This is a genomic window from Bacillus sp. cl96 (assembly GCF_900100505.1).
GTDB lineage: Bacteria > Bacillota > Bacilli > Bacillales > Bacillaceae_G > Bacillus_A > Bacillus_A cereus.
In genome coordinates, this window is the sequence record NZ_FNDM01000002.1 from 133121 (window position 1) to 150119 (window position 16999).

Below are 16999 nucleotides of genomic sequence, written 5' to 3' on the forward strand. Positions count from 1 at the left end.
GTAAGAGTTACATTTCTTTTACTTTTTAAATGGTAGTGAAAATAAGAATTAAAAAAAACTCTTGTCATTATTTTAAAACTATGTAAATATAGGTGTCAAGACAGTTGAAAAGTGTAAAGTAGGAGGCAACAATTATGCCAAGCGCAGATGTCTTAATTATTGGAAGTGGCGTTGCGGCACTTCGTGTTGCAAAAGAGATTTGTCACGAAAAGAATGTGATTATTATCACAAAGGAGACGAAACGTAATAATAATACACATTTAGCTCAAGGTGGAATTGCCGCAGCGGTAGCTACATACGACAATCCTAATGATCATTTTGAAGATACGCTAGTAGCAGGGTGTCATTATAACAATGAAGAAGTGGTCCGTTATTTAGTCGAGGAAGGACCGAAAGAAATTAATAACCTTATTGAAAATGGAATGAAATTTGATGGAGATGAAACAGGTCCTCATCTTGGAAAAGAAGGAGCGCATCGAAAACGTCGTATTTTACATGCAGGTGGCGATGCAACAGGAAAGAATTTATTAGAGCATCTTATTCAAGAAGTAGCTCCATACGTTACGGTAGTGGAACAGGAAATGGTGCTCGATTTTATTATAGAAAAAGATAAATGTGTTGGGGCTTTAACTCGCAACAATAAAGGAGAATTGAAACGTTACAATGCAGATTATACGGTGTTAGCTTCAGGCGGTATTGGCGGTTTATACGCCTTTACTTCTAATGATGAGACGATTACAGGCGATGGACTTGCAATGGTGTACCGTGCAGGCGGAGAGCTTGTAGATTTAGAGTTTATACAATTTCATCCGACGATGTTATACGCGGGTGGGCGTTGTTCTGGTCTTGTGTCCGAAGCTGTTCGCGGAGAAGGAGCTGTCCTTGTAAATGGAAAAGGGCAGCGTTTTATGATGGATATACATTCCGAACAGGATTTAGCGCCTCGTGATGTAGTCGCAAGGGCTATTCATGAACAGCTACTTGCGGGTGAAAAAGTGTACTTAAACATCGAAATGATTCAAAACTTTGAACAACGCTTTCCGACCGTGTCATCGATATGTAAAACAAATGGAGTCGATATAAATAAAAAACTTATTCCAGTCGTGCCTGGTACTCATTTTCACATGGGCGGCGTGAAAACGAACTGTGATGGAGAGACGTCTATTCCGAACTTATACGCAGTCGGTGAAGTAGCTTGTAACGGGGTTCATGGTGCAAATAGATTAGCGAGTAATTCATTATTAGAAGGTCTTGTGTTTGGAAAAAGAATCGGACGACACATTTTATCTAGAGAGACAAAAGAAAAGGTGAACATGCTAGCCGAAAAGGAAGCAAAGTTTATCGTTCTGAATCATTTACCGACGAAAGAAGAAATACAAAAATGCATGATGAAATATGTTGGGATTGTGCGAACAGAGCAAAGTTTATCTTATGCGAAGAGATGGCTTAGTAAGTATGGTGTTCGAAATATGATATTACAACATGATGTTCTTACGAATGAAGAGATAACGCTTATTAATATGTTAACGGTTTGTGAGCTTATAGTTGTGTCAGCCTTGCAAAGAGAAGAAAGTATTGGCGGGCATTACCGGAGTGATTATCCAGATAGAAATATAGGAAAGAAAGAGATTGTTCGAGTAAAGAGAAAACGACAACTTGTGTAATGAGGGGAAGAGGGGCTTTATGAACACGATAAAAGTTAAAGAAGCATTAAATCGATTTTTTTTAGAAGATATAGGGGAAAGAGATGTAACATCTCAGCTTATTTTTCCAGATAACTTGCTTTCGAAAGGAACGTTTCTTGCGAAGGATACAGGGGTCTTTGCAGGACGTTTAGTAATTGAATCAGGATTTAAATTAATTGATGAGAGAATTGAAGTAGAGCTTCATAAAAAAGATGGGGACCTTGTAGAAAAAGGCGAAATCATTGCAACTGTGCAAGGTCCAATTGCATCGTTATTAACAGCAGAGCGCGTTATATTAAATGTTATTCAGCGTATGAGCGGAATAGCGACGATGACGCGTAAAGCGGTTCTTGCTTTAGATAGCAGTCATACTCGCATTTGTGATACGCGAAAAACGATGCCAGGACTACGTATGTTTGATAAGCATGCAGTCGTGTGCGGCGGTGGATTTAATCATCGCTTCGGTTTATATGATGGTGTCATGATTAAAGACAATCATATTGCGTTTGCTGGTTCTATTACAAAAGCTGTTACATCAGTGAAAGAGAAGTTAGGACATATGGTGAAAGTAGAAGTAGAAACAGAAACTGAGGAACAGGTGAGAGAGGCTGTTGCTGCTGGTGCTGATATTATTATGTTCGATAATCGTACGCCAGATGAAATCCGGGAGTTTTCAAAAATTGTACCAAGCGCTATCGTTACAGAAGCTTCAGGGGGCATCACAATTGAAGATTTACCGAAATACGGAAAAACAGGGGTAGATTATATTTCACTTGGAGCGTTAACACATTCAGTGAAAGCACTTGATATTAGTTTCAATATTGAAGGATAAGGAAAGTGGCTTAGAGGGGAGAAACGTATATGAGTATTTTAGAACAAGTACAGCCAATTGAAACGATGTTACCAGAGCGTTATTACACGATGTCAACGGAAGATATGGAAAAGCGTGTTCGTGAAATTAAAGAGAAAATGGGGAAAATGTTATTCATTCCAGGGCATCATTATCAAAAAGATGAAGTGGTACAATTTTCAGATGCAGCAGGGGATTCACTTCAGCTTGCACAAGTTGCAGCGAGCAATAAAGACGCAAAATATATTGTGTTTTGCGGGGTGCACTTTATGGCGGAAACAGCAGATATGTTAACGACAGATGATCAAGTTGTCATCTTACCAGATATGCGTGCAGGTTGTTCGATGGCGGATATGGCAGATATTGAACAAACAGAAAGAGCATGGAAAGAGCTCACGAAATTATTTGGAGATACGATGATTCCGTTAACATATGTGAACTCTACAGCTGCAATTAAAGCGTTTTGTGGTCGTAACGGAGGAGCAACAGTAACATCTTCTAATGCAAAGCAAATGGTATCTTGGGCGTTTACTCAAAAAGAACGTCTCGTCTTTTTACCAGACCAACATTTAGGGAGAAATACAGCGTACGATTTAGGTATCCCGTTAGATAAAATGGCAGTATGGGACCCACACACAGATTCATTAGAGTACGATGGGGATATAGAAGAAATTCAAGTAATTTTATGGAAAGGGCATTGTTCTGTTCATCAAAATTTTACAGTGAAGAACATTGAGAGCGTACGAAAAAATCATTCTGATATGAATATTATTGTACATCCAGAATGTTGTTATGAAGTTGTAGCTGCTTCAGATTATGCAGGCTCAACGAAATATATTATTGATATGATTGAATCAGCGCCATCTGGTAGCAAATGGGCGATTGGTACAGAAATGAATTTAGTGAACCGAATTATTCAGCAACATCCAGATAAAGAAATTGTTTCACTTAATCCATTTATGTGTCCGTGCTTAACGATGAACCGAATTGATCTGCCTCACTTATTATGGACACTTGAAACGATAGAAAGAGGAGAAGAAATTAACGTTATTAGCGTAGACAAACAAGTAACGGCAGAAGCGGTTCTTGCATTAAATCGTATGTTAGAGCGTGTGTAAAGCAACGGTATTCCTGTTGCTTTTTTTCATACATATAATCATAACGAGAACGAAATGGGCATACATTGTTTTGAAGAAATCATTGTGGTTCTTTATGCTTATTCCGCTTCGAATGATATTGAAAATCGAAGAAGTGATAAAAGTGAAAAGAAGTTAATGTTATTTAGAAAGAGTTACTTCATGAGATTTGTTACTTATAGATAAGTTATACAGGAGGGGGAAAATTTGAAAATTCATATCGTGCAAAAAGGGGATACCCTTTGGAAAATTGCGAAAAAGTACGGAGTGGATTTTGACACGTTGAAAAAAACAAATACACAACTTAGTAATCCAGATTTAATTATGCCAGGTATGAAAATTAAAGTGCCATCCAAGAGTGTTCACATGAAACAACAGGCTGGAGCAGGTTCAGCGCCTCCAAAGCAATACGTAAAAGAAGTGCAGCAAAAAGAATTTGCAGCAACACCAACTCCGCTTGGAATAGAAGATGAAGAAGAAGTTACGTATCAATCAGCACCAATTACACAGCAGCCAGCTATGCAACAAACACAAAAAGAAGTGCAAGTAAAACCGCAAAAGGAGATGCAGGTAAAGCCGCAAAAAGAAGTACAGGTGAAACCACAGAAGGAGATGCAGGTAAAGCCACAAAAAGAAGTACAGGTGAAACCGCAAAAAGAGGTGCAAAAAGAACAGCCAATTCAAAAAGAAAAACCAGTTGAAAAACCGTCTGTTATTCAAAAACCACCTGTGATAGAAAAACAAAAACCGGCGGAAAAAGAAAACACGAAGTTTTCGGTAAATGTATTACCGCAGCCGCCACAACCACCAATAAAACCGAAAAAAGAATATAAAATTTCAGATGTAATAAAAAAAGGAAGCGAGTTAATTGCTCCTCAAATTAGTAAAATGAAACCTAACAATATCATTTCTCCGCAAACGAAAAAAAACAATATAGTATCGCCGCAAGTGAAGAAAGAAAATGTAGGAAATATAGTATCGCCGCAAGTGAAGAAAGAAAATGTAGGAAATATAGTATCGCCGCAAGTGAAGAAAGAAAATGTAGGAAATATAGTATCGCCGCAAGTGAAGAAAGAAAATGTAGGAAATATAGTATCGCCGCAAGTGAAGAAAGAAAATGTAGGAAATATAGTATCGCCGCAAGTGAAAAAAGAAAATGTAGGGAATATAGTGTCACCGCAAGTGAAAAAAGAAAATGTAGGGAATATAGTGTCACCGCAAGTGAAAAAAGAAAACGTAGGGAATATAGTATCGCCAAATGTATCGAAAGAAAATGTAGTTATTCCACAAGTCATACCGCCAAATATTCAAATGCCAAATATTCAAATGCCAATCATGGATAACAACCAACCACCGAATATAATGCCAATCATGGATAACAACCAGCCACCGAATATAATGCCAATCATGGATAACAGCCAGCCACCGAATATAATGCCAATCATGGATAACAACCAGCCACCGAATATAATGCCAATTATGGATAACAACCAGCCGCCGAATATAATGCCGATTATGGATAACAATCAAATGCCGAATATGATGCCGATTATGGATAACAATCAAATGCCGAATATGATGCCGATTATGGATAACAATCAAATGCCGAATATAATGCCGATTATGGATAACAATCAAATGCCGAATATGATGCCGATTATGGATAACAATCAACCACCCAATATGATGCCCTATCAAATGCCGTATCAACAGCCCATGATGCCGCCGAATCCGTATTATCAACAACCAAATCCATATCAAATGCCATATCAGCAAGGAGCGCCGTTTGGACCGCAATATACGTCTATGCCAAACCCGAATATGATGCCAATGGATAATAATATGCCGCCGCTTGTGCAGAGTGAGGAAGATTGTGGATGCGGAGGAGAAAGTAGACTATATAGTCCACAACCAGGCGGTCCGCAATATGCGAATCCTTTATATTACCAACCAACTCAGTCTGCATATGCACCACAGCCAGGAACGATGTATTATCAACCAGATCCACCGAATGTATTTGGAGAGCCTGTTTCAGAAGAAGAGGACGAAGAAGAAGTTTAAAAAGGCGGGAGTATTCCCGCCTTTTTTACATTCCTGTTAATTAAGAAAATGAAGTTTTTTTATGAAGTGCTAGAAAATTCCCAGTGAAATATTAACAGTGTAAAAACCTTCTCGGTTACTCATCATAAGAGGGAGCTTTTCAGTAGAGAAGCTCATTCTAACAGAGGGGGTTTTTGTATTGAATACGAAAGTAAAAGTGATTGCTGCTTCTTTGTTAGTTACCAGTGCATTAGCTGCATGTGGTACACCGAAAGATAACAATGCAATGGATGGACGTAACTACAATTACGAGCGTACATCTTATAATGATACACACCAGTATCGTGATAATGTGACACGTAATGATCGTTATACAGATTATGTAACATATAGAAATGGTCGTAACGATACAGGATACAATTATTATCGAGATGTAAATTACAATGGACAAATTGCTAATCCGCATCCAACTCGTAATATTACAATGAACAATTCATACATTAACAATGATGGTAAAACAGCTGAAAGAATAACAAATCGTGTGAAACGTATGAATAACGTAGACCGTGTGTCTACAGTTGTATATGGAAACGATGTAGCGATTGCGGTAAAACCACGTAACACAGTGACAAATGAAACGGCGATGGCTAACGAAATTCGTCAAGCTGTTGCAAATGAAGTTGGAAACAGAAACGTATATGTTTCTGTAAGAAATGATATGTTTACTCGTGTCGATGCAATGAGTACGCGTCTACGTAACGGTACAGTTACAAACGATTTTAATCGTGACATAGTGAATATGTTCCGAGACATTCGTTACGGTTTAACTGGTACAGTGCGATAACAAAACAAAAGAGGAAGGGATAGCCCTTCCTCTTTATTCATCGTTGTCTTGTAAGCGACGTTTTTTAATAAAATAACTAACGGAATAAGAAACTAAAAAGCATATGAAAAGAATACTACCTGTTGAAATAGCTTCAAATAGAGGTCTTTCTGGACTGAAAATAATATAAATAATAGCCGTAACGATTCCTACAATAAGGGAGTGGAAGACAAGTTTGTAATAAGGAGTTAACTGTATTTCCTTTTCGCCTTCTTCTACATCGATTGAAACACTTAACTGTAAATAAGCAAGTAAAATACTTGTAAACATAAATAATAGCCACAATGGAGATTTCGTAATTTGATCAATGCCTTCAGTGAAACCGATATAGCCTAAAATTCCAACTACGCCAATGTATTGAAAAAGAAAGACAATACGTATGTTTTTTAACATTTGAAGAATGAGGCGTTCATCCTTTATTTTTTTCATAATATTCATCCCCTGCTTATTATGATTTCGCTGTCACATTAATTGTAATATATATATTGCAATTATCAATTTATAATTTACATAAAATAATTTGGATGAAAGAGGAAATAAAATATTTTTATAAACATGTTGCACTTATACTTTATTAATGTTATATTAGCAAAGCGATGAGCTAATTTACGTAAGACGAGAGATATGCTTAAGTGCTAAACACGCGAATGTGGTCGCCTGGTCTCTCGCCGTAAACGCATCAAGACGCCTGCTTTGCAGGCGTCTTTCATTTTATATAAAAGTAAATGATACATGCAGATGAGGTAAACCCTTATCTGCATTTTTTATTTTTCGAAAGAAATGTAATATGGATAAAACCCCCATTTCCGGAAAAACTACTAATGAAAGTATGATCTTGCCTAAAAGAGGTGAACGGAAATGAAATGGATACTGATTGCGATGCAAGCTTTCGTTATGATGTTTTGTTTCGTTTATGGAACGAATGTGAAGGCGGAAGGGCCAGTACCAGAAGTAACGAAAAAAGAACCTGAGGTTACAATTTTATTAGAGCGTATGTATGTTGATGGCGAAGTAAGCGAAGAAATACTTACAGAAAAAGTGACGGATTTAGAAAAGTTTTTACAGCAGTATAAAGAATGGCAGCTCGTTGATCGTGATGATGTACAAATTGTATTGCAAAAGAAAGTGGATGATATTTCTCCGTTATTGAAAACGAGCGGGTATTTTGGTGTTTCAGAGGAAGGGATATTACAAATTTTCAAAGGTGTACCGAAAAGTGATAATGCGATCCATTCTTTCTTTCAAATTGATATGAAAAAGCTTGAGAGCTATGAACGTGCGAAATTGAAACGTGGCATTCGTATTAAATCAAAAGAAGGTTTTGTGAAGACGATTGAAAAAATGAAGCAATACGCAGTTCAAAGTAAGAAAAAAAGCAGCTCATGGTGAGCTGCTTTTTTTCTTATTTGTTTTTAGCTAAAATTTCTTTTGCTATTTCATCAATTAGCATATCTTTTCCGATTGGATTGAATGCTTTCGTATTGAAGACTTCATTTGATACTTCATATACGTGATTATTTTTAACTGCTTTATTGTCTTTCCAAACGGCACTGTTTTTGTAGTCTTCGTAAACTTTATCAGCTTCGCCGCCGAAGTTTACAATAAACATTTGGTCAGGCTGGAATGCAACTAGACCTTCTAGTGATACTTGCGCCATCGTTTGTTTTAAATCCGTACCTTTTGTTGCTGGAAGTTTTAAGTCATTAAAGATGATGTCACCGTATCCGAAGCTACCGTATACACGGAAGTTTTGTGGTGTAACTGCAACGAACATAAAGTTCTCATCTTTTGTTTTCTCTTTAATTTTTTTAGATAAAGAGTCTGCTTTCTTATCGTAGTCTGCAATCCATTTGTCTGCTTTCTTCTCTTCGTCAAATAGCTTACCTACTTCTTTAAACTTACCACGCCAGTCTTCTAAGTTTGTTTCTAGAACAACTGTAGGTGCAACCTTTTCTAGTTGATCATAAATTTTTAATTGACGGTTGTTTAAAATAATTAAGTCTGGTTTTAAAGCAGTAACAGCTTCTAAATCAACTTTAGGTGCCCAGTACCAACCTACTGCTTTTACTCCATCTAACTTGTCTGTTAAGTGATTTTGGATTTTATCTTTATATGTATTTGCTGTACCAACAGGTTTGTGTCCAAGAAGTAATAGTTCTTCTGTTGATCCAGATAAGTCAACAATTCTCTTTGGATTTACTGGAATTGTAGCTTCACCTTTAGCATGTTTTACAACTTTTGTTTTCGGTTGTTCTTTTGCCTTCGATTCTTCTTTTTGAGAAGAACAGCCAACGATAGAAAGAACAACGAGCATAATAGTAAATAAAATAAATAGCTTACGTTTCATCCTGATGTAACCCCTTTAATTAGTATTGATAATCATTATCGACTTCTGTATATTAAGGTGCTTTAACCTTTCTGTCAATGGAAAATAACAGAAGTTTCAAGTGGAGAACATTTGTTGGGGCAGTCTCGCTTTTCTATCATTAAATATGTTAAAATGGAATACATGATTTAAGAGGGAGAGATCGTATTTTGTTTGAATATGTTACAGGTTACGTGGAGTATGTAGGGCCGGAATATGTCGTAATTGATCATAATGGAATTGGTTATCAAATTTTCACACCAAATCCGTATGTATTTCAAAGAAGTAAGCAAGAAATCCGTGTCTATACATATCATTATGTGAGAGAAGATATTATGGCACTTTACGGGTTTAAAACACGTGAAGAGCGTTTATTATTTACAAAGTTGTTAGGCGTGTCTGGCATTGGGCCAAAAGGAGCTCTTGCAATTTTAGCTTCTGGTCAAACAGGACAGGTCGTTCAAGCGATTGAGCATGAAGATGAGAAGTTTTTAGTGAAATTCCCAGGCGTCGGAAAGAAAACAGCACGCCAAATGATTTTAGATTTAAAAGGAAAACTAGCAGATGTCGTACCAGATGCATTTGTTGATTTATTCTCAGACACAGAACGTTTTGATGAGAAGAAAGGTTCATCAGCTGAGCTTGATGAGGCACTGGAAGCTCTCCGCGCACTTGGATACGCAGAACGCGAAGTTTCTCGTGTTGTACCAGAGTTATTAAAAGAATCATTAACGACGGATCAGTATATTAAAAAGGCACTTAGTCTTTTACTAAATGGTAAGAGGTGAGTATAATGGACGAACGTCTCCTTTCAGGGGAATCTGCATATGAAGATGCGGATTTAGAATATTCATTACGGCCACAGACGCTCCGTCAGTATATTGGCCAAGATAAAGCAAAACATAATTTAGAAGTATTTATTGAAGCGGCGAAAATGCGTGAAGAAACGTTAGATCACGTGCTTTTATATGGACCACCAGGTCTTGGTAAAACGACGCTTGCGAATATTATTGCCAATGAGATGGGCGTTAATGTTAGAACAACTTCAGGTCCCGCAATTGAAAGACCAGGAGATTTAGCTGCTGTATTAACAGCGCTTCAGCCAGGGGATGTATTATTTATTGATGAAATTCATCGTTTGCATAGATCAATTGAAGAAGTATTGTATCCTGCGATGGAAGACTTTTGCCTTGATATTGTAATTGGAAAAGGGCCTTCAGCACGTTCTGTACGCCTAGATTTACCGCCATTTACATTAGTTGGAGCAACAACACGTGCTGGAGCATTATCGGCACCGCTTCGTGACCGCTTCGGTGTACTTTCAAGGTTAGAGTACTACACAGTAGATCAGCTTTCTGCGATTGTTGAACGTACAGCAGAAGTATTTGAAGTTGAAATCGATTCGTTAGCTGCATTAGAAATTGCAAGACGTGCTCGTGGTACACCTCGTATTGCGAATCGTCTTTTAAGACGTGTACGTGATTTCGCGCAAGTTCGTGGTAACGGAACGGTTACGATGGAAATTACACAAATGGCATTAGAATTGCTGCAAGTAGATAAATTAGGTCTAGATCATATTGATCATAAATTACTGCTTGGTATTATTGAGAAATTCCGTGGCGGTCCAGTTGGATTAGAAACGGTTTCAGCAACAATTGGAGAAGAATCTCATACGATTGAAGATGTGTATGAGCCGTATTTATTACAAATTGGCTTTTTACAACGAACGCCAAGGGGCCGAATTGTAACGCCGCTTGCGTATGAACATTTCGGAATGGAGATACCAAAAGTATGACGGAGATGCCAAAGCTGCTTATTACAGCCGGGATCTTACTCATCGTTGTTGGATTAGCTTGGAAGTTCATTGGAAGGCTTCCAGGCGATATTTTTGTGAAAAAAGGAAACGTTACCTTTTATTTTCCTATCATTACATGTATTGTGTTAAGTATTGTATTATCTTTTATTATGTATATAATAAATCGATTTAAATAAGAAATAGGTGGATATAGCTATGGATATAAATCTGTTTGATTTTCATTTACCAGAAGAACTTATTGCACAAGTCCCGTTAGAAGATCGTGAAACATCAAGATTAATGGTGTTAGACCGTGAAACAGGTGATATTGAGCATAAACATTTTACGGATATTCTTTCTTACTTACATGAGGGGGATTGCTTAGTTTTAAATGAAACGAAAGTTATGCCTGCTCGTTTGCACGGTGTGAAAGAAGATACAGGCGCGCACATTGAAGTACTTCTTTTAAAACAAGAAGAAGGTGATAAGTGGGAAACGCTTGTAAAGCCAGCGAAACGTGTAAAAGAAGGAACTGTTATTTCTTTTGGCGAAGGGAAATTAAAAGCAACTTGCACAGGAACTGCAGATCAAGGTGGACGCCAGCTTGAATTTTCATATGATGGCATCTTCTATGAAATTTTAGATGAACTTGGGGAAATGCCGCTTCCTCCATATATTAAAGAGACGCTGGAAGATCGCGATCGCTATCAAACAGTATATGCGAAAGAAATCGGTTCAGCAGCAGCGCCGACTGCGGGACTTCACTTTACAGAAGAGTTACTTGAGAAGTTAAAGCAAAAAGGCGTTCAGTTAGCATTCATTACACTTCACGTAGGACTTGGAACATTTAGACCAGTTTCTGCAGACACGATTGAAGAACACCATATGCACGCAGAATATTATCATATGTCTGAAGAGACAGCGGATTTATTAAATCGTGTGAAAGAGAATGGTGGACGTATTATTACTGTAGGTACGACATCAACTCGTACGTTAGAAACAATTGCAACAGATCATGACGGTAAGCTCTGCGCCGCTTCTGGATGGACAGATATTTTCATGTATCCGGGATATGAATTTAAAGCAATTGATGGTTTAATTACAAACTTCCATTTACCGAAATCAACATTAATTATGCTTGTAAGTGCATTTGCAAATAGAGATAATGTACTTCATGCTTATAATGAAGCAGTAAAAGAAAAATATCGTTTCTTTAGCTTCGGTGATGCAATGTTCGTTGCATCTCACGCTAAAATGAGAAACAAATAAAAGGAGTAAGTTATGACAGCAATTCGTTATGAATTTATTAAGACATGTAAACAAACGGGTGCCCGTTTAGGTCGTGTGCATACGCCGCACGGTTCATTTGATACACCAACATTTATGCCAGTTGGTACACTTGCAACAGTTAAGACAATGTCACCAGAAGAATTAAAAGCAATGGATTCTGGCATTATTTTAAGTAATACGTATCATTTATGGCTACGTCCAGGTCATGAAATTATTCGTGAAGCAGGCGGCTTGCATAAATTTATGAACTGGGATCGTGCAATCTTAACAGACTCTGGTGGTTTCCAAGTATTCAGTTTAAGTGACTTCCGTCGTATTGAAGAGGAAGGCGTTCACTTCCGTAATCACTTAAATGGAGATAAATTATTCTTATCACCAGAAAAAGCGATGGAAATCCAAAATGCATTAGGTTCAGATATTATGATGGCATTTGATGAGTGTCCACCATTCCCAGCTACTTTTGAATATATGAAGAAATCTGTAGAGCGTACGAGCCGCTGGGCAGAACGTTGCTTAAAAGCGCATGAACGTCCGCAAGATCAAGGTTTATTCGGTATTGTACAGGGCGGGGAGTACGAAGAGCTTCGTCGTCAAAGTGCGAAAGATCTTGTTTCAATGGACTTCCCTGGTTACGCTGTAGGTGGTTTATCTGTTGGTGAACCGAAAGATATTATGAACCGTGTTCTTGAGTTTACAACACCACTTCTTCCAGATAATAAGCCTCGTTACTTAATGGGTGTAGGTTCTCCTGACTCGTTAATCGATGGCGCAATTCGTGGTATTGATATGTTTGACTGTGTACTTCCAACTCGTATCGCTCGAAATGGTACATGTATGACAAGTGAAGGTCGCCTTGTTGTAAAAAATGCGAAATTCGCAAGAGACTTCGGTCCGCTTGATCCAAACTGTGATTGCTACACATGTAAAAACTACTCACGTGCGTACATTCGTCACTTAATGAAATGTGATGAAACGTTCGGAATTCGTTTAACGTCTTATCACAACCTTCATTTTCTGTTAAACTTAATGGAGCAGGTGAGACAAGCTATTCGTGAAGACCGTCTTGGCGATTTCCGCGAAGAGTTCTTTGAACAGTATGGCTTTAATAAACCGAATGCTAAAAACTTCTAATACATAATTTAAAAGGAGGAACAAAAGATGAATGCAGGTATGATGAATATCGTTATGATCGTTGCGATGTTTGCGATTTTCTATTTCTTATTAATTCGCCCGCAACAAAAACGTCAAAAAGCAGTTGCTCAAATGCAAAGTGAGTTAGCAAAAGGTGATGCTATCGTAACAATCGGTGGTTTACACGGTACAATCGAATCAGTAGATGAGACAAAAATCGTTATTAAATCTGGTGGTTCACACTTAACTTTCGATCGCAATGCGATTCGTGAAGTTGTGAAAAACTAATGTGGAAGGCCCTGCATGAAATGTGCAGGGCCTTTTTTAGTTACTTTGCTTTGACATATTTACACCGAAAATACCACCGAGTGTACTCGCCCCCATTAATGCTAATTGATATAGTAATTGTGAGTTCGATAAGGTTTGAGAAAAGCCTAAATAGTTAACTAGAAAGACGAGTATAGTGAACGTGAGCCCTGTTGTGAAACCTACTAGCCAACCTTTTCCTTGAGCCTTTTTGCCGGCAGTAAATCCAGACATAAGCATAGATAAAAGAGCGAGTATAAAAATAGTAACGGTTAATGTCCCTTCATTTATATTCGTAAACTTTAATAAAAGAGCCATAATCATACTAGTAATAGATGCGAGAATTAGTAGCGTAACAATACCGAAGCCAATTGCAGTTGATAATTTTTTCGTTCCATCCATTTATGCATTCCCCCTTTTTAATACAAGCATATTTTCCTTTTGCTCAAGTTAGACTAGTTTCTTTTTTATAGGGGAGTCTATACGTAAAAAAGGAGATGTAGAAATGGAATGGATATCGGTAATTGGACGGACAATGCTTTTGTATATCATCATCTTAATTATTTTTCGTCTTATGGGTAAACGTGAGATAGGAGAGCTAAGTGTATTAGATTTAGTCGTATTTATTATGCTTGGAGAAATGGCTGTAGTAGCAATTGAAAATACCGATAAATCACTTTGGCATCAATTAGTTCCGATGACTTTTCTTATGTGCATACAAATCATTTTGTCAGTCATTTCATTAAAGTTTCAACGATTTCGGCATTTAATAGAAGGTGAACCAGCAATTATTATTAATGCGGGAAAGATTGATGAAAAAAAGATGAGAAACCAACGATATAATATTGATGATTTAATGATGCAATTAAGAGAACAAGGAGTTGGAGATATTCGGGATGTAGAATATGCTATTTTGGAACCGTCTGGGAAGTTATCTGTCTTTCAAAAACAAAAAAATAAACAAGATACATTGCAGTTTACGCTTCCTCTTATTATTGATGGAGAAATTCAATCTAGTCATTTACAAATGATTGAGCATACAGATGAATGGCTTATTGAGAAATTAAAAAACTTAGGTTATAACGATATAACACAAATTTTATACTGTAGTTTTCAAAATGGACAATTTTTTGTTGATGTAAAAGAAAATTAGAGACTTATCCTTTGGAAGAGTAAGGATGATTAGTATAACTAATAATCAGTGGAGATTACCCCACTGATTAAAGTTTCACCTTATTTCAAAAATGAAAGCTTACGAATGATAGGGAGACGACTTAACTCTTCTTTTCGAATGAGTTTGAAAGTGAAGAGAAGTACGATATAAACAATTGTTGTTAAAGTGATTTCCCATAATGTTTGTATGCCAAGGGAATGAGAGAAAATAATATATTTATGAAGATAAAAACCGAAGGCGCCTGCGATACCGATGGCAAGTCCGCCGAAAATATAGTCTTTTGCGTAAATGGTAAATGTAATCTTTTTTAAAACAGTAGCGTAGTGAAGAAATGTTACTGTTACAATATTTGCAGCAATAGCAAGTGCAACCCCCATCATTTGAAACTCTGGCCTTGATGCTAGTACAAAAATAACGATTAATTTCACGATGGCACCAATAAATGTATTCATCATTGCGGCTCTTGCTAAGTTTAAAGCTTGCAAAACAGAGGTAAGTGGACTTTGGAAATAATGAAATAAAAAGCAAGGCGCAAGAAGTTGAATGAATGCTGTTGCGCTGTCTGATCCATACATAAGAGTTAAAACAGGAGAAGCGAATACGTATAATATAACGACAGACCATCCGCCGGTAATTAATGAAATTCGAAGTGCTTGTTGTAAACGGTGCTCTACTAATTTATGTTGTCTTTTTGCCATTGCTTCACTAATAGAAGGAACGAGCGCTGTAGAGAGAGCGTATGTAATAAAGGCAGGTAGTGATAGGAGCGGGAATGCATAACCGTTTAATATACCGTATTGCTGGGTTGCAACAGAAGCAGCGACACCAGCGATTGCTAAGCTTTGCATAACGACAATAGGTTCAAAAAAATATGAAACGGAGCCGATTAAACGACTTCCTGTAGTTGGAAGGGCAATATCCATCAGAGAATAAAATGTCCCTTTGCTTTCCTTTACAGTAGTGAAAAATCCAGAGCGTATTGATAAATGTTTTTCTCGCTGAAATAACGTGAGTAAAAATAATAAGGATGCAACTTCACCGAGAACAGCTGATAACATAGCGCCGGCTGCAGCATATTCTATGCCGTAAGGTAAAAATAATTGAATGCATATAGCGATAATGGTAATGCGGACGACTTGTTCTAGAACTTGCGCATAAGCGCTAGGTTTCATGTTTTGTTTCCCTTGAAAGTAACCACGCAACACAGAAGAAACAGCAATAACAGGAACAACGGGCAAAATGGCCATTAATGGATAGTAGGTTCTTTCGTCGGTTAATAATGTTTTTGCTAAAATAGGTGTGAGGAACATAATTCCGATTGTTAAAATGATACTAATAACGGATGTAACAGCTAGTGATACGGTTAATATTTTTTTAACTCTTTGTTTATCGTTCACAGCTTCCGCTTCTGCTACAAATTTTGCGATTGCGACAGGAAGACCAATTTGTGTCAATGTAATTGCTAAAATGAATGTAGGAACGGCCATCATATAAAGACCAACGCCTTCTTCTCCTAAAATACGTGCCATTACTATGCGGTTGATAAAGCCGAGTATTTTTGTAATAAAGCCGGCTATCATTAAAATAAATGCGCCTTTTAAAAAGCTTTGTCTCGTCATGTTCTTCTCCTACCTTCTCAAAATCAATGGAATGATTTACAATAATTTATATGCACGTACGAGACAAGAATGACAAGCATTTAAGAGAGTGAAGTATGATAGTGCTCTTGAAAGTAGTTATTGCTGTCCATTAGAGCGGGAATAAAAGCGACTTTTCGTGCGAAATAAGAAGGAGATGTTATAGATGTTAGATAGAGAGGCTTTGGTAGAATCATACCGCGGACAGTTACAAGTCGTTTTAGAAAGTAAAGTAGAAGAGTTTCAAATGTTCGGCTACGACAGAGTGACAGATGATGACATTTGGAAGTTTCTTAAAGTAAAAAAGTGGAAGAAGATAGACGGCGATGTTAGATTGTATGAATTAGTTAATGACGTATTAACAGTAAGTGCTAATGAATATATGACATATTTAACTGTTGAAGCATATCAAGCGCCACTTTGGTCATTTGATGAATATGAAAATAAATAACTGACTGCAATTGGTTTGTTCTTCCTTTTGCAGTATAATGATAGGTATTGATAATCAGGAAATAATTATGTCTAAGATCATATATAAAGGAGGTAGTGAAGAGAGAAAACAAATAATGAAAGTGCAGGTATCGTGAAAACGTACCGGCACAGCTAGTGATGAGCTAGCAAAATTATAGAAAGGAAGTCTACTAACTAGACGTATGCACACGTGTAAAAGTGAATCGTAAGAGATTTATTTAAAGTGTTAGTAGCGG

General features: G+C 37.3%; 17 protein-coding genes and 1 pseudogene. 14 read left to right on the top strand and 4 right to left on the bottom strand.

Going from position 1 to position 16999, the window contains the following annotated elements; genetic code table 11:
- Positions 1 to 134: 134 nt before the first annotated feature.
- The 5 genes and pseudogenes from nadB (at position 135) to BLT20_RS05050 (ending at position 6555) form a co-directional block, all read left to right on the top strand.
- Positions 135 to 1664, top strand: a complete 1530-nt coding sequence (nadB, locus tag BLT20_RS05030) for an L-aspartate oxidase (protein ID WP_001138533.1) — start codon at positions 135 to 137, stop codon at positions 1662 to 1664.
- Positions 1665 to 1683: 19 nt separating this feature from the next.
- Positions 1684 to 2517: a carboxylating nicotinate-nucleotide diphosphorylase gene (nadC, locus tag BLT20_RS05035; protein WP_001092227.1), complete on the top strand. Its 834-nt coding sequence runs from the start codon at positions 1684 to 1686 to the stop codon at positions 2515 to 2517.
- A 29-nt stretch (positions 2518 to 2546) separates the two neighbouring features.
- Complete coding sequence (nadA, locus tag BLT20_RS05040; RefSeq protein ID WP_000025339.1) at positions 2547 to 3653, top strand: quinolinate synthase NadA; 1107 nt, start codon at positions 2547 to 2549, stop codon at positions 3651 to 3653.
- A gap of 225 nt (positions 3654 to 3878) precedes the next feature.
- Positions 3879 to 4035 (top strand): annotated as a pseudogene (gene safA, locus BLT20_RS31300) (SafA/ExsA family spore coat assembly protein); the annotation flags it as partial.
- A 1875-nt stretch (positions 4036 to 5910) separates the two neighbouring features.
- A complete protein-coding gene (locus BLT20_RS05050; RefSeq protein WP_001093536.1) occupies positions 5911 to 6555 on the top strand; it encodes a YhcN/YlaJ family sporulation lipoprotein in 645 nt (214 codons plus the stop codon).
- Between the two features lie 33 nt (positions 6556 to 6588).
- Here the strand turns inward: BLT20_RS05050 and BLT20_RS05055 are convergent, their stop codons facing one another.
- Complete coding sequence (locus tag BLT20_RS05055; protein WP_000721223.1) at positions 6589 to 7023, bottom strand: hypothetical protein; 435 nt, start codon at positions 7021 to 7023, stop codon at positions 6589 to 6591.
- A gap of 429 nt (positions 7024 to 7452) precedes the next feature.
- Here BLT20_RS05055 and BLT20_RS05060 point away from each other — a divergent pair, with 429 nt between their 5' ends.
- Positions 7453 to 7983, top strand: a complete 531-nt coding sequence (locus BLT20_RS05060) for a BofC C-terminal domain-containing protein (RefSeq protein WP_000871192.1) — start codon at positions 7453 to 7455, stop codon at positions 7981 to 7983.
- 13 nt (positions 7984 to 7996) lie between these two features.
- On the opposite strand, the gene BLT20_RS05065 is transcribed toward BLT20_RS05060, so the two are convergent.
- Positions 7997 to 8941: an iron-hydroxamate ABC transporter substrate-binding protein gene (locus BLT20_RS05065; protein ID WP_000823606.1), complete on the bottom strand. Its 945-nt coding sequence runs from the start codon at positions 8939 to 8941 to the stop codon at positions 7997 to 7999.
- Positions 8942 to 9129: 188 nt separating this feature from the next.
- Between BLT20_RS05065 and ruvA the strand changes: the two genes are divergently transcribed.
- The 6 genes from ruvA to yajC are packed head-to-tail and all read left to right on the top strand — an operon-like array spanning position 9130 to position 13463.
- Complete coding sequence (gene ruvA / locus BLT20_RS05070; protein ID WP_000464511.1) at positions 9130 to 9747, top strand: Holliday junction DNA helicase RuvA; 618 nt, start codon at positions 9130 to 9132, stop codon at positions 9745 to 9747.
- Between the two features lie 5 nt (positions 9748 to 9752).
- Complete coding sequence (gene ruvB / locus BLT20_RS05075) at positions 9753 to 10754, top strand: Holliday junction branch migration DNA helicase RuvB (RefSeq protein WP_000344449.1); 1002 nt, start codon at positions 9753 to 9755, stop codon at positions 10752 to 10754.
- Entirely contained in the window at positions 10751 to 10951 is a 201-nt protein-coding gene (locus tag BLT20_RS05080) for a DUF2905 domain-containing protein (RefSeq protein ID WP_000138162.1), read from the top strand. The genes ruvB and BLT20_RS05080 overlap by 4 nt, the downstream gene beginning before the upstream one ends.
- A 19-nt stretch (positions 10952 to 10970) precedes the next feature.
- A complete protein-coding gene (gene queA, locus BLT20_RS05085; RefSeq protein WP_000354018.1) occupies positions 10971 to 12023 on the top strand; it encodes a tRNA preQ1(34) S-adenosylmethionine ribosyltransferase-isomerase QueA in 1053 nt (350 codons plus the stop codon).
- Between the two features lie 12 nt (positions 12024 to 12035).
- The gene (gene tgt, locus BLT20_RS05090) at positions 12036 to 13175 is read left to right on the top strand and encodes a tRNA guanosine(34) transglycosylase Tgt (RefSeq protein WP_000125365.1); all 1140 of its coding nucleotides are present in this window, start codon (positions 12036 to 12038) and stop codon (positions 13173 to 13175) included.
- A 27-nt stretch (positions 13176 to 13202) separates the two neighbouring features.
- The gene (gene yajC / locus BLT20_RS05095; RefSeq protein ID WP_000991115.1) at positions 13203 to 13463 is read left to right on the top strand and encodes a preprotein translocase subunit YajC; all 261 of its coding nucleotides are present in this window, start codon (positions 13203 to 13205) and stop codon (positions 13461 to 13463) included.
- Positions 13464 to 13499: 36 nt separating this feature from the next.
- On the opposite strand, the gene BLT20_RS05100 is transcribed toward yajC, so the two are convergent.
- Complete coding sequence (locus tag BLT20_RS05100) at positions 13500 to 13883, bottom strand: TIGR04086 family membrane protein (protein ID WP_000349148.1); 384 nt, start codon at positions 13881 to 13883, stop codon at positions 13500 to 13502.
- A 103-nt stretch (positions 13884 to 13986) separates the two neighbouring features.
- Here BLT20_RS05100 and BLT20_RS05105 point away from each other — a divergent pair, with 103 nt between their 5' ends.
- The gene (locus tag BLT20_RS05105) at positions 13987 to 14634 is read left to right on the top strand and encodes a DUF421 domain-containing protein (protein ID WP_000454838.1); all 648 of its coding nucleotides are present in this window, start codon (positions 13987 to 13989) and stop codon (positions 14632 to 14634) included.
- 80 nt (positions 14635 to 14714) lie between these two features.
- Here the strand turns inward: BLT20_RS05105 and spoVB are convergent, their stop codons facing one another.
- Positions 14715 to 16274 carry a stage V sporulation protein B gene (spoVB, locus tag BLT20_RS05110; protein ID WP_000198301.1) on the bottom strand — a complete coding sequence of 520 codons (1560 nt, stop codon included), beginning with the start codon at positions 16272 to 16274 and terminating at the stop codon, positions 14715 to 14717.
- 184 nt (positions 16275 to 16458) lie between these two features.
- Here spoVB and BLT20_RS05115 point away from each other — a divergent pair, with 184 nt between their 5' ends.
- Positions 16459 to 16743: a post-transcriptional regulator gene (locus BLT20_RS05115; protein ID WP_000886976.1), complete on the top strand. Its 285-nt coding sequence runs from the start codon at positions 16459 to 16461 to the stop codon at positions 16741 to 16743.
- Positions 16744 to 16999: the final 256 nt, after the last annotated feature.